The 13,596-nt window shown below is 69.7% G+C and carries 11 protein-coding genes; 2 read left to right on the top strand and 9 right to left on the bottom strand.

Annotated elements, in window-relative coordinates; genetic code table 11:
- Positions 1–34: 34 nt before the first annotated feature.
- Genes E0H50_RS29425 through E0H50_RS29410 form a run of 4 tightly spaced genes read right to left on the bottom strand, consistent with a single transcriptional unit; the run spans position 35 to position 4,972 of the window.
- Positions 35–826 carry an alpha/beta fold hydrolase gene (locus E0H50_RS29425; RefSeq protein WP_165547337.1) on the bottom strand — a complete coding sequence of 264 codons (792 nt, stop codon included), beginning with the start codon at positions 824–826 and terminating at the stop codon, positions 35–37.
- A 40-nt stretch (positions 827–866) separates the two neighbouring features.
- Positions 867–3,617 (bottom strand): AfsR/SARP family transcriptional regulator, encoded by a 2,751-nt coding sequence (locus E0H50_RS29420; protein ID WP_131293788.1) that lies wholly within the window; start codon positions 3,615–3,617, stop codon positions 867–869.
- Between the two features lie 41 nt (positions 3,618–3,658).
- Positions 3,659–4,447 (bottom strand): AfsR/SARP family transcriptional regulator, encoded by a 789-nt coding sequence (locus E0H50_RS29415; RefSeq protein ID WP_131293787.1) that lies wholly within the window; start codon positions 4,445–4,447, stop codon positions 3,659–3,661.
- A gap of 42 nt (positions 4,448–4,489) precedes the next feature.
- The gene (locus E0H50_RS29410) at positions 4,490–4,972 is read right to left on the bottom strand and encodes a MarR family winged helix-turn-helix transcriptional regulator (RefSeq protein ID WP_238151346.1); all 483 of its coding nucleotides are present in this window, start codon (positions 4,970–4,972) and stop codon (positions 4,490–4,492) included.
- Positions 4,973–5,012: 40 nt separating this feature from the next.
- Between E0H50_RS29410 and E0H50_RS29405 the strand changes: the two genes are divergently transcribed.
- Positions 5,013–5,909, top strand: coding sequence for a DMT family transporter (locus tag E0H50_RS29405; protein WP_131293785.1), 897 nt, complete (start codon positions 5,013–5,015; stop codon positions 5,907–5,909).
- Here E0H50_RS29405 and E0H50_RS29400 read toward each other — a convergent pair.
- Positions 5,888–6,580 carry a glycoside hydrolase family 12 protein gene (locus E0H50_RS29400; protein WP_131293784.1) on the bottom strand — a complete coding sequence of 231 codons (693 nt, stop codon included), beginning with the start codon at positions 6,578–6,580 and terminating at the stop codon, positions 5,888–5,890. The two genes, E0H50_RS29405 and E0H50_RS29400, sit on opposite strands and share 22 nt — an antisense overlap.
- 119 nt (positions 6,581–6,699) lie before the next feature.
- Here E0H50_RS29400 and E0H50_RS29395 point away from each other — a divergent pair, with 119 nt between their 5' ends.
- Complete coding sequence (locus tag E0H50_RS29395) at positions 6,700–7,725, top strand: LacI family DNA-binding transcriptional regulator (RefSeq protein WP_131293783.1); 1,026 nt, start codon at positions 6,700–6,702, stop codon at positions 7,723–7,725.
- Here E0H50_RS29395 and E0H50_RS29390 read toward each other — a convergent pair.
- The 4 genes from E0H50_RS29390 to E0H50_RS29375 are packed head-to-tail and all read right to left on the bottom strand — an operon-like array spanning position 7,701 to position 13,571.
- Positions 7,701–9,599 (bottom strand): beta-galactosidase, encoded by a 1,899-nt coding sequence (locus tag E0H50_RS29390; RefSeq protein WP_131293782.1) that lies wholly within the window; start codon positions 9,597–9,599, stop codon positions 7,701–7,703. The two genes, E0H50_RS29395 and E0H50_RS29390, sit on opposite strands and share 25 nt — an antisense overlap.
- Positions 9,596–11,764 (bottom strand): WD40/YVTN/BNR-like repeat-containing protein, encoded by a 2,169-nt coding sequence (locus E0H50_RS29385; protein WP_238151344.1) that lies wholly within the window; start codon positions 11,762–11,764, stop codon positions 9,596–9,598. Before E0H50_RS29385 ends, E0H50_RS29390 begins: the two co-directional genes overlap by 4 nt.
- Positions 11,764–12,666, bottom strand: coding sequence for a carbohydrate ABC transporter permease (locus E0H50_RS29380; RefSeq protein ID WP_131293781.1), 903 nt, complete (start codon positions 12,664–12,666; stop codon positions 11,764–11,766). Before E0H50_RS29380 ends, E0H50_RS29385 begins: the two co-directional genes overlap by 1 nt.
- Positions 12,663–13,571 carry an ABC transporter permease gene (locus E0H50_RS29375; RefSeq protein WP_131293780.1) on the bottom strand — a complete coding sequence of 303 codons (909 nt, stop codon included), beginning with the start codon at positions 13,569–13,571 and terminating at the stop codon, positions 12,663–12,665. The genes E0H50_RS29380 and E0H50_RS29375 overlap by 4 nt, the downstream gene beginning before the upstream one ends.
- Between the last annotated feature and the right edge of the window lie 25 nt (positions 13,572–13,596).

Here is a 13,596-nt window from a genome sequence, read left to right as displayed (position 1 = left end):
CCTGAAGGCGGGCGCAGGCTGTCCCCGCGCGCCGTCAACCGAGGGCGTTGGCGATCAGTGCCGAAGCGGTCCGGTCCGGTTCCTCCCACCAGAACAGGTGACCCGCGCCCTCGAACCACTCGACCTCGGCCGCGGGCAGCAGCTCGGCCAGTTGCCGCGCGTTCACCGGCGGAATCCCGGCGTCCGCCGTCCCGTGCAGGATCAACGCCGGTACGTCGACGTCTCGCAGCCGGTCCGTGGAGTCGTGCGCGAGCGCCGCCTGGAACTGCATCAGCACCACCGGCACCGGCACCTTCACTGCCAGCGCTCTGCGGCGGTAGATCTCCAGCGCACCCGGCACGGCGTACCGGCGGGACAGGTTCGCTTCGAAACTCGTCCGCAATCCGTGCTCGACGTCCCGGGTGGCGATCGCCTCGACCATCCGGTACGACGTCTCCGAGATCACCCCGTCCGCTCCCCCGGCCGTCGTACACCCGAGCGCGACGGACCTGACCAGCGACGGATGCCGCAGTACCAGTTCCTGGGCGACCATTCCGCCGAGCGAGACGCCCAGGACATGCGCCCCGGTCCACCCTGCGGCCACGATCACCGCGGCCGCGTCGTCCGCGAGATCGGCGACCGTGAACGGCTCGTCGGCCCGATCGCCGCGTCCGACCCCCCGATGGTCGTACGCGACGATGTCGAACCGCCCCTCCAGCTCCCGCAGCAGTTCCTCGCCCCACATCTCGTGGTGGCCCGCCATCCCCTGGATCAGCAACAACGGCGCACCCCGCCCGCGTCGTACGCCGTCCAGGCGGCGTCCTCCGGCTCCGATCGGAAACTCCATGCCGCAACAGTGCCCGGAGGCCCTTGCACCTGGCTTGCAGTCAGTCGTCGGCGAGCAGGGCGACCATGTCGTTCCAGGACAGGTCGGGGTCATCCGGAGAGGCAGGGAGCGCTTGCTCGATCCACGGATCCCCCGGGCGGTACAGCCCTGGAGTCCGCAGGCCGAGGCGATCGGCGTGCGTGCGTACGGCGGCCAGTAGGCGCGCGGCCTCCTCCACCGGGCGACCGGCCCGGGCCAGTGCGAGCGCACCGATCCGGAGGGTGTTGAGCGTGTACGGGTAGTCCTCGTGGTGCAGGAAGCGGGCCAGCGCCGTACGCAACGCCGACAGCGCCCGCTCGGCGGAGTCCGGGGCCAGGTCCGGGTGGTAGAGGTACAGCTCACCGACGACCTGGTGCGCCCAGCCCTTGTTCCAGCCGCGGCTGATCCGCTGGAGCGCGTCGGCGTTCGAACGCATCTCGTCCGGGTCGGTCGCCGCCTTCAACAGCGCCACGGTTCGTACGCTCTCGGCTGCCGGGATCATGCCCGCGAGATCGTGTGCCTCGGAGTACTCGATGATCCGGCGCGTCACGCGTTCCGTCAGGTCGACCTGTGCGGTGACGGCGCCACCCACCGCGAAGAAGAACAGCGCCTCGGCGTAGTCGCGCGCGGCGTCCTCCGGAAGCTCGGGGACCAGTTCGTTGACGACGGCCACCAGCTTCGCCGTACCTTCCTGGTCACCGGAGAAGTACGTGAGCGCGGTCAAGGAGTTGAGCGCGCGGACGCGGTCGAGAACCGGCGCGTCCGGGGCCGAGTCGAGTGCGGCCCGGAGCATTCGCATCGCTTCGCCGTGGTGGACTCCGCGGTACAGGTAGACGCCGAGATCGACTGCCGTACGCAGTGCTGCAGCGGGGTCCGCGGTCAGGTCGTGGGCGAAACCGGCTCGCAGGTTGGGCAACTCGCGGCTCATCATCCGGATGAATGAACCGGCCTGGGCGCCGCGCACCGACTCGGCGCAGCGTGCCGCGAGAACGTGGACCCAGCTCGCCTGCAGAGCCTCGGTCCGGGCGGGGTCGGGGTCGACCAGCCGGCAGTACGCGCGGATGCTCTCCAGCAACCGGTACCGCGTCGGCTCGATGCTGGTGTCGGCGACCACGACCGAGCGGGTGACGAGCGCCGACAACGACTCGAGGACGGCGGGGCTTCGGTCCGGCCAGATCGTCTCGGCGGCTTCGAGCGTGAACCCACCCTCGAAGGCCCACAGGTTGAGCAGCAGCGCGCGATCTGCCGGATCGAGGAGCTCCACACTCCACCCGATCGCCGCCTCCAGCGTCCGGTGCCTGGCCAGCGATCCGCGCGGGACCGGGCCGAGCACCGCGAACCGATCGTCGAGCCGGTCCGCGATCTCGCCCAGCCCCAGGACCCTGGCCCGGCCGGCCGCCAGTTCGAGTGCGAGCGGCAGGCCGTCCAGCGCCTCGGCGATCCGTCGTCCGGCGGCGAGTTCGGTCGCCGACGGGTCCCAGCCGGGACGGACGGCGCGGACGCGATCCACCAGCAGCTCGACGGCCGGTCCGGATTCGGTTGCCCACGGCAATGGTTCGACGGGGAGCAGTACCTCGCCGTCGACGCCGAGCGGTTCCCGGCTGGTGACCAGGATGCGGAGATTGGCGCAGCTCGCGACCAACCGGTCCACGAGATCCGCGGCTGCCTCGCTCACGTGCTCACAGTTGTCCAGCACCAGCAGCGCGGGTGCGGCGCCGATCGCCCCGGCGACCTCCGCCGTCGCGTCCGTCGTCACGACGACCCCGACCGCGTCCGCAACGGCGGCGGGGACACCCAAACCGTCCGGTACGTCGGCCAGTCGCGCCACCCACGGATCCGCCACCGGCCCGAGGGTCGCCAGGTACTCGACCAGCAGCCGAGTCTTCCCCACGCCGGCCGGGCCGACGAGGTTCACCAGACGCTCCCGGTCAAGCTGCCGGGCCAGGAGGTCGAGCTCCGCGGCTCGACCCAGGAACGATGTTCGCGGCCGGCGAATCGGCTCGGGCCGGACCACGCGGGGCGGCGCGGCCAGCCGAAGTCGCGGATCGTGGGCGAGCACCTGCCGTTCGAGGTCCTGCAACTCGGGCCCGGGGTCGACGCCGAGCTGATCGGACAGCAGCTCGCGGACCTTCCTGAGCGTCGCGAGCGCGTCTCCTTGCCGATCGCACCGGTACAGGCCGACGACGAGCAACGCCCACCGACGCTCACGCAGCGGCTGGTCCCGGACGAGTTGCTCCAGCGCCACCACCGCGTCGGCCGCGTCTCCCAGCGCGAGCCGGGCGGCCGCAAGGTCCTCCAGCGCGCCTTCGCGCAGCTCGCTCAGCCGCGCTCGCTCGGCCTCGGCGGCCTCGGTCGTGAGTTCCGGGTACGGCTCTCCGCGCCACAGACCGAGCGCCTCGGTCAGCTGATCACGCGCCGCCTCCGCGCGTTCGCCACCCAGACGGCTCCGCCCCGCCTCGATCAGCGTCGCGTACCGGCGTACGTCGATCTCGTCGGCGTGCAGGAAGTAGCCGCCCGGCGTCCGTCCCAGCCGGTCACGGTACGCCGGACCGAGCGCGGAACGGATCCTGGACACGTAGGCCTGCAGCGCGGCGCCCGCTTTCGGCGGCGGCTCGTCCGCCCACATCGCCTGCGCCAGGCGATCGTCGGGCACGGCCTTGCCGTCCCACAGCGCGAGCGTCGCGATCAGCCGTCGCGGCAGCGCACCCCCGATGTCCACCGTGGCCCCGTCCGCCACCAGGCCGACCGTCCCCAGGACCCGGCATTCCAGCACTCCCCAACGGTACGCCGACCACCGGGTCGCCCCGGGATGAGCTAACGCCAGCGCCAGCCTGGGCGCCTCGGCGTCAGTCGGTGCTCCAAGGCTGTGAGGGTGGGACTGGGATCCAGACCGAGATCGTCGACGAGCATCAAGCGGTAGCGGCGAAGCTCGGCGGCGGCTCGGTCCGGTCGACCGGCTGCTTGCAGAGCCAGGGCCAGCAGCTCCCAGCGGCGCTCGCGGTACGGGCTGTCGGCAACGAGTTGCGACAGCGTGCGCACCACCGGCCAAGGGCTGCCGACCGCGAACCGAGCAGCCTCACGCTCCTCAACAGCCAGCTCCCGCAACTCCACCAGCCGAGCCCGCTCCCCAGCCCGCCGCCGCACCAGCCCGGATGCCCCGGTCGCGGGTGCGAGGTCCTGCCAGGGATCGCCACGCCAGAGGTCCAGCGCCGCCGACAGCGTCGCAATCGCGGCCGCGGGCTCACTGGTCGACTGCTGCCGCAGTCCAGCGGCAACCAGGTCCGTGAACCGATGCTGGTCGGTTTGCTCAGGAAGCAGGAACTGATAGCCCGTCGACGTACGCTCCAACCGATCGGCCGCGGTCCCCAACGCCGACCGCAGCCGCCAGACAACAACCCGAAGAGCCTTCACCTGCTGCTGCCCCGGCCACAGCAGATCCAGCAGCTCATCGTCCGGAACGGCATGACCCTCCGCCAGAACCAGCGCCGCCAGCAAACGCCGTACCAACACCCCGCTCAACACCACCGGCACGCCGTCAACCGCCACCTCCAACGGCCCGAGAACCCGGCACGACAACTGCTGGCCAACACTGATCGTCGTCATGCCCACACTGTCGGCCCGTGACCTTGCAGTTCACCTGCAAGGTCACTCAAGCCGAGCGAGCCAAGTGGTGAGAAGCTTCTCCAACTGAGCCGTCTCGTCCGGTGTCAGCGCCTCGAGGAGCCGTTGCTCGTTGGCCATGTGGGCAGTGAAGGCCTTGTCGATGAGCCGGCGGCCGGCCGGAGTCAGGCGGACCACTCGGCCACGGCCGTCGGCGTCACTGCGGCGTCGACTCACCAGGCCGGCCTCCTCCAGCCGGTCGACCCGCTTCGTGACCGCGCCCGTCGTCACCATCGTGTGCAGCGCGATCTCCCCCGGCGCCCGCTCGTACGGCGCACCCGCCCGACGCAGCGCCGCGAGTACGTCGAACTCCCCCTCGGTCAGCCCGTACTTCGCGTAGAGCAGCGTCAGCTCGCCGGTGAGCTGGTTCGCGATCCGGTGCAGCCGCCCGATCACGCCCTGCGGGGCGGTGTCGACATCCGGCCGCTCGACCTTCCACTCCGCCTGGATTCTCGCTACGTGGTCCACAGGTTCCACTCTATCTTCCCGGGAAGATATAATACTTTCCATGGAAGATACCTTCCGCTGGAGCCTCGTCACCGCGATCGCGCCGATCGCCTGGGGCACGAACTACTTCGTCACCCACGAGTACCTGCCGGCCGGACATCCCTTGTACGGCGCGGTGTTCCGCGCGCTGCCCGCGGGACTTCTCCTGCTCGCACTCGCCCGCCGTCTCCCCCGCGGGATCTGGTGGTGGCGATCGCTGCTGCTCGGGATCTGCAACATGGGCGCGTTCTTCGCACTGATCTACCTCGCGTCCCAGCTGCTCCCGGTCAGTCTCGCGTCGACGATCATGTCCGCGGCGCCGTTCACCATGGCGCTGTTCGCCTGGGGCCTCCTCGCGGAACGCCCCACCGCACAGGTCCTGATCGGCGCGACCGCCGGGATCGCCGGCGTCGTACTGCTCCTCGGCGCCGCCTCGACCTCGGTCGACGTGCGCGGTGTCGCCGCGTCGGCCGCAGCCTTGACGATGTCCTCCTGCGGCTACGTCCTCGCCAAGAAGTGGGGTCGCGCGACCGAGGGCCCACTCGCCACGACCTCGTGGCAGCTGATCGCCGGCGGTCTCGTCCTGATCCCGTGCGCGGTCGTCGTCGAAGGCGCCCCACCGCACCTCGACGGACCGGCCGTCGCCGGTTTCGCGTACGTCGGACTCGTCGCGACCGCACTCGCTTTCACCGCCTGGTTCGCAGGCCTTCGCAGACTCCCCGCGGCCTCCGTCGGCCTGATCGGGCTGCTGAACCCGGTCACCGGCGTACTCCTCGGACTCCTGGTGTCCGGAGAGGTGCTGACCCTGCGACAGGTCGGCGGGCTCGCCCTGGTCCTGCTTGGCATCACGCTCAGCCAAGTCAGGGTGAACCCGCCGGCCCGATTGGCCCGCGTCCGTCAGCTGGAGGTGACCGAGTAGGAGTTGCTGGTGAAGTTCAGGCCGCCGGACGACGAGGTGATCTCGAAGCCGAACTGGACCTCACCCACGGTCGCGTCACCCATCCAGCCCTGGCCGCGGATCCAGTTCAGGACGGCCTTGATGTCGACGGAACCGGCGTTGGTGTTGGAGGTGCGGAGGAACGAGAAGACCGCGTTGGCGCCGTTGCTGCCGCGGTAGACGTCCCACGTATGACCGCCGACGGACACCGTGGTCTGCTTGCTACCGATCGGCCCGACCGCGCCCTGCTTGTTCATCCACAGCATGATTTCGTAGGCGTTGTTACCGGCCCAGATGTCGTACGTCGATGCGTACGATCCGCTACCGGGCCGGGACACGTTGAAGCTGCTGCTCAGCGTGCCGATGGCACTGACCGGCTTGCCGATGTTCCGCGCGGAGTGCGGGTACGACTTCACGCCGCCGGTGTTCGGGTGATCGGCCCAGACTCCCCAGTTGCTGTAGGAGTTGGCCCAGATGGTCTGAGGTCCGGCGCCACTGCCCCAGACATCGTTACGAACGGTGTACCCGCCGTTGGACCAGGTGGCCCACTTGTCCGACGACGACCACGCCGCCGCGTTGGCGGGGGCCGCGGTCACCAGGCCGGCAGCCAGTACTGTCAGCACCGCGAGTGCTGCTTTCCACCATTTCCGCATTTCCATTCCTCTCGTTGGGGCGAACGCAGGGGAAAAACGTGGGCTTACACAGGGAATAGACTGGTGTCGAAGCGCTTCGACTGGGGTAGAACTGGGACAAGCTCAGGAGAGGGGACGACGTGGTCACGATCGCGGATGTCGCGCGGCACGCCGGGGTCGCGGCCAGCACGGTCTCGTACGTGCTCAGCGGGAAGCGGACGATCTCGACCGACACCCGCGAACGCGTCCAGCGCAGCGTCCGAGCCCTCGGCTACCGCCCGAACGCGAGCGCCCGCGCGCTGGCGAGTCAGCGGTCCAACGTGCTGGCGCTGGTGATCCCGCTGCGCACCGGTATGCACGTCCCGGTGATGATGCAGTTCGCCGCCGCGGTCGTCACCACGGCCCGCCGGTACGACCACGACGTACTGCTGCTGACCGCCGACGAAGGATCGGACGGGCTCGAGCGGGTCGCGCAGAGCTCGCTCGTGGACGCGCTCGTGGTGATGGACATCGAGCTCCACGACGAACGGGTTCCGGTGCTGCGGGAGCTGCCGATGCCCTCGGTGCTGATCGGTTACCCGGACGACGCGGACGGACTGACCTGTATCGACCTGGACTTCGTCGCCGCGGGCGCGCACTGCGTCGACCACCTGGCCGACCTCGGCCACCGCTCGCTGGCCCTGCTCGGTACGCCGTCCGCGGTGTACGAACGGCAGACGGGCTTCGCGCAACGCACACTGACCGGATTCGCGGAGGCGGCCGAACGACGCGGCGTGCTGGGCGTCGAGACGCCCTGTGAGCACACGTTCGACGCGATCCTGCACACGGTGCGGCAGCTGCTCGACGAGCACCCGGACATCACCGGCCTGGTCGTGCAGAACGAGCCGATCATCGGACCGCTCCTGGACGTCCTGCGCCGGCTCGGCCGCCGGGTTCCCGACGACATGTCGCTGGTGGCGATCTGCGCCGACGACGTCGCCGAACGGCAGGTTCCGCAGTTGTCGTCGGTCTCGATCCCGGCGGAGCGGATCGGCGCCCAGGCGGTCGAGGCGCTGATCACCAAACTCGAGGGCGGCGAGGTCCCCGCACTGACTCTGCAGCCACCGTCGCTCACGGCCCGCGAGAGCAGCTGCCCGGCCCCTCACCGCGACCTCACCACCGCATAACCACCAGGCGGCACCGGCAGCTCACCGGCGACCAGCTCTCCCGGTACGTCGACCTCCGTGTCACCGTGGTTGATCAGGAACGTCCACGTGGTGTCACCGAGCCGCCGCCGCACGGTCTCGACCGGTGACGTCGACAGCTCCAGCACGCGTGCAGCAGTCTCGTCGTCCAGCTCGGTCGATACGTACCAGGCAACACCCGCGCCCAGCGCGTGCCGCGTGATCGCGGGCTTGCCGTCCAGCACGCCACCGGCGTACCGATCGATCACCTCGGCCGAGACGGCCCGGACGTCCTCGCTCCACACCCGCCCGCGCCCTCCCGACGCCAAGGCGATCTCGCCGCCGATCGGCAGCGGGTGGAACTCCTCGATCCGCACGCCGAGCAGGTCCGTGAACGCCCCCGGATACCCGCCGAGCCGGACCCGCAGGTCGGGGTCCACGATCCCGCTGAAGTACCCGACCACCAGCTGTCCGCCACGTTCGACGTACGCCGTGAGCGCTGCCGCCGCCTCGTCGCTGACCAGATAGAGGCTGGGGACGACCACTGTCGTGTACGACGAGAGGTCCGCGGTGGGTGCCGCGAAGTCGACCGTGACGCCTGCCCGCCAGAAGTGCCGGTGCGCGGACCGTACCGCGCCGAGGTAGTCCAGCGCCGACGACGGCAGATGCGTGCCCTGCATCGCCCACCAGCACTCCACGTCCCACAGGATCGCGACGTCGGCTTCGACCTTGCTCTCGGCAACATCAGCCAGTTGCGGCAGGATCGCGCCGAGCTCCGCGACCTCGCGGAAGATCCGGCTGTCCGGCCCGGCGTGCGGAACCATCGCCGAGTGGTACATCTCGGACCCGCCACGCGACGCCCGCCACTGGAAGAACAGCGCGCCCTGCGAACCGCGCGCGATATGCGACAGGCTGTGCCGCGCCATCCGGCCCGGCTCCTTCGCCCGCAAGCGGCGCCCGTCGTTGAGCGTCCCGGCGGCCTGCTCCATCAGCAGCCAGGAACCGCCGCCGGCCCACGAGCGGGCCAGATCCGCCGCGAAGGCCGTCTGCTCCTCCGCACCGATGTCGGTCCGGCCCGGATAGTCGTCGATGGCAACGACGTCGACCGCCGCGGCCCACTGGGCGTGGTTCACCGGCACCCAGCCGCCGAAGACGAAGTTCGTCGTGATCGGCAGCTCCGAGAACGTCCGCAGCTCGGCCTTCTGCTCCAGGAACGCCGCCAGCAGCTCGTCCGACCAGAACCGCCGGTAGTCCAGGAACTGGGTCGGATTCACCAGGTACTGCGTTTTCCGCGGCGGCTCGATCTCCGTCCAGTCACCGTACCCCTGGCTCCAGAACGCCGTCGTCCACGCCTCGTTCAGCCGGTCGAGCGATCCGTACCGCTCCTGCAGCCACTCGCGGAAACGTGCCGCCGCCAGCGAGCAGTGACACGTCGTCCCGTACTCGTTGTGCACGTGCCACATCGCCAGGGCCGGGTGATCGTGGTACCGCTCGGCGAGCGCCCGCGCGATCCCACGTGCCGCGTCGCGGTACGCCGGGGCGCACGCGCAGTACGTGTCCCGGCTGCCATGAGTGAGCCGTACGCCGTCCGCGGTCACCGGCAGCGCCTCCGGGTGCAACCTGCTGAACCACGGTGGCGGTGACGCGGTCGGAGTGGCGAGGTCGACGCTGACGCCGCCGTCGTGCAACAGGTCGAGAACCTGGTCGAGCCAGCCGAACTCGTACCGTCCCGGCGCGGGCTCCAGCGACGACCACGAGAACACCCCGAGCGTGACCACGTTGACGCCGGCCTGCCGCATCAGGGCGACATCTTCCTTCCAGACCCCCGGATCCCACTGCTCGGGGTTGTAGTCGCCGCCGTACCAGAGTCGCTTCATACCGGCTCACCGTAGGGGATCCCGAAACCGTTGGTGGACAGGTACACCCGCCCGTAGACGCGCGGATCACCCGCGATCGCGTCACCGGTGGAGGCGTACTGGTGCCGGTCGTCGTTCACGCGCACCCAGGAGGCGCCACTGTCGTCCGACCGGTAGATCCCGCGGACGCCGGCGACCTTCCCGGACGTGTATGCGGCCATCTCCGAGCGCCGCGGCGCCGCCTTGCCGAATCCGATGGTGTACGCCTCCTCGATCGTTGTCACGGGCAAGTACGTCGATCCGCGATCGACCGATCGGTACAGCCCGCCGGCACCGGCCGCGAGCCAGCAGTGTCCGGCCCGATCCAGCACGGTCTCGAGCTTCCCCGCGCCCGTCGGCAGACCGGTCGCCTTCGCCGTGAACGCAGCGCCTCCGTTCGTACTCACGTACGCCGTACCGGTGGCCGGATCGAACCCGTAGAACACGCTCCCGTCGACCCGATCGCCGACCAGGACCGATCCGCGCGGCAGACCGGCGACGGCGATCCAGGTGGCGCCGCGATCACGTGAGTAGTGCGCGACGAGATCTCCCGGTGCCCAAATAATCGTTCGCGCGTCGGCGCCGGCTGTGACGCGACCCGTCTGCGTCAGACCGGGCGGCTCACCCGCGAACGGCTGCCAACTGCGACCGGCATCGGTCGAGTACGCGCCCCGCTCACCGGCGTTCGCATTCGCCAGCCGTACGACGAATCCGGGGGCGAGCGCCGCGTAGTCCAGACTCGGCGACGTGCCGCTGACCGGATTCGCCGCTTGCCCGTCCGGCGGTACGACGTCCAGCCGGTCGTGCCGGTAGACGCCGATGTCCCCGAGCGCGCTGATCAACGGCGGACCCCACGGCGGACTGATCAGATCGAGGACGGCCGTCTCCTCGAGTCCCTGCGCGCGGACCGACCAGTGCGTACTGCGATCCGCCTCCACCCCGGTCACGTCGTCGCTGCCGAAGATCGTCGCACCGGTCACGTACAGGACCTTGTCCGAGTCGAACGGGTCGATCGAGATGTCGCCGATCATCCAGCCGAGCTTCGGCGTGCCGTGGAAGTCCAGGTACGGCGCTCCGGACGTGTCGAGCACGATCCGCTCGCCGACGGAGTGCCAGGTCCGGCCGCCGTCGACGGACCGGAAGATGTCGTCGACCGGACCCCACCGGCTCATCGTCGACACCATCACCGTGCCGGGCCGGCGCGGGTCGGTGGCGAGACCGCCGTACCCGAACCCGGCCTCGGTACCGGTGTTCGGCCGCAACGGGGTGATGTCGGTCCACTCGCCGGTCGCGGTGTTCAGCCGGTGCACCGCGCCGTCGTACATCTCGTACGGCCCGGGGAGATCGCCGTACGTGACATAGATGTTGCCGTCGGCCCCCAATTCGCCGTGATGCGGTAACAGCCCGGTCGGCTGCCCGGGGACCGCGGCCCAGGTGCGGCCCGCGTCGGTGCTGCGGTACAGCGGGTTCGCCGGATCCGCGACGCCGGCGTAGATCGTGCCGTCGCGCCGGTCGACGAAGACGAAGCCGATACCGATGCCGGGGTTCCCGGCCACCGGGAAGCTGTCCACCCGGGACCAGCTCACGCCACGATCGCCGCTACGCCACAACCCTTGGTTGCGGGTACCGAACAGCAGCACACGGCCGTCGCGGGGGTCGACGACAAGGCGCTCGCCCATCGAGCGGCCGGGTTCGTTGCCGCCGAGCTTGAACGGCAGGTCGGTCCGCTCGAACGTCCGTCCCTGGTCGCACGATCGCAAGATCGCGCCGTTGATCGGCGACCACTCGTTGGTGTAGGTGCCGACCGCGAGGTACAGCCGTTCCGGATCGGCCGGGTCGAGCGCCAGACTCTCGACCCCGGACCAGTTCCACTCGTCCCAGCCGACCCAGTGCAGCAGCTGCACCCAGCGCCGGGTGCGGTTGTCGAACCGGACCGCGCCGCCGATGTCGGTGCGCGCGTACACCAGACCGCGCTTGCCCGGATGATGAATGATCCCGGTGACGAAACCGCCGCCGACGATCTCCACGTTGCGCCAGCGGTAGCGGCCCGACGGCGTGGCGCGGGCCGTTGCCTGGCCGCTGGTGGCGGCCACCAGCGCCGTACCGGTGCCGACGGCAAGGAACTGTCTGCGTCCGAAGATGATCATCACCCCTTGACGGCGCCGATGATGACGCCTTTCTGGAAGTGCCGCTGGATGAACGGGTAGACCAGCAGGACCGGCACGATCGCGATCACCACGATCGCCATCTTGATCGCGAGACCTGGCGCCGGCGCCAGGCCGAGGCCGACGTTCGCCACACCGCCCGCTCCGGTCGGGAGCGGCGCCTGCTGCACGATGTAGGTCCGCAGCACCATCTGCAACGGCCACTTGCTGTTGTCGTTGATGTAGAGCAGCGCGTTGAAGAACGCGTTCCAGTACCCGACCGCGTAGAACAGCCCGACGACCGCGACCACGGCCTTGGACAGCGGCAGCACGATCCGGCGCAGGATGGCGAACTCCCCCGCGCCGTCGATCCGGGCGCTGTCGATCAGTTCGCCCGGGATGCCCATGAAGAACGACCGCATCACGATCAGGTTGAACGCCGAGATCGCCGCGGGCAGGATCAGCGACGCGTAGTGGTCGATCAGCCCGAGCGAGTTGACGACCAGATAACTCGGGATGATCCCGGGCCCGAACAGGAACGTCAGCAGGACGACGAACAGCAGCGGCCGATGGAACAACGACCCCGGCCGCGACAACCCGTACGCCGCCAGCACGGTGAGCCCGAGGCTGAACGCCGTACCGATCACCGTGATCGCCACGCTGATCACCAGCGCGCGAGTCACCACGCCACCCGACAGCAGCTGCACGTACGCCGCCACGGTCAGCTCCCGCGGTACGACGACCAGCCCGCCGGCCCGGGTCACCGCCTCGGTCGAGGACAGGCTCGTCACGACCACGACGTACAACGGGAACGCGACCGCCAGCGCGATCAGCGCCAGCACCACCGGCTTGCCCAGCCGGCCGGCGACGGTCGGTTCTTCCTCCCAGACAGCTCGTGCACTCATGATTTGGAATACACCCCCTGCTCGCCCACCATGTGCGCGAATCGGTTGGCCACCAGGACGAGGACGAGGCCGACGACGCCCTTGAAGAGACCGGCCGCGGCGCCGTAGCCGAAGTCGCCGACCAGCAGGCCCTGGTAGTAGACGTACGTGTCGAGGACCTCCGCGGCGCCGCCGCCGACGGCACTGCGTTGCAGGATGAACTGCTCGAACCCGACCGTCAGCGCGTCACCGAGGCGCAGGATCAGCAGCAGGACGATCACCGGCCGAAGCCCTGGCAGTGTGATGTGCCAGAGCCGTCGCCAGCGGTTCGCGCCGTCGGCCGCGGCGGACTCGTAGAGCTCCGGGCTGATCGTCGACAGCGCGGCGAGGAACACGATCATGCCCCAGCCGGCGTCCTTCCAGACCGACTGTGCGGTGACGAGCAGGATGAACGTGTCCGGCTTGGTCATCAGGTCGATCGCCTGATGGCCGTTGTCCCGCAGGGTCTGGGCGAGCAGGCCGGCGCCGCCGATCATCTGCTGGAACAGCGACACGACCAGCACCCAGGAGAAGAAGTGCGGCAGGTACACGACGCCCTGGATGAGGTTGCGCAGCTTCGACGACAGGACACTGTTCAGCAGCAGCGCCAGCGCGATCGGGATCGGGAAGAAGAACACGAGCTGGACCGCGGTGATCGTGACCGTGTTCGCGACCGCCTGCCAGAAGGCGGGTTCGGCGAACATCCGCTGGAAGTTCCCGAACCCGATGAACTCGCTGCCCCGAATCCCGGCGTACGGCGAGTAGTCCTGGAAGGCGATCACGTTCCCGAGCGTCGGGAAGTAGTGGAAGACGCCCAGCAACACCGTCACCGGCAGAACCATGACCAGCAACGGCCAGTCCCGCCGCAACCGATGCCGAAACGTCATCCCGCCGGCCCGGGCCGAACGCGGT

The organism is Kribbella sindirgiensis (genome assembly GCF_004331435.1).
GTDB lineage: Bacteria > Actinomycetota > Actinomycetes > Propionibacteriales > Kribbellaceae > Kribbella > Kribbella sindirgiensis.
This window is presented reverse-complemented; position numbering and strand designations above follow the sequence as displayed.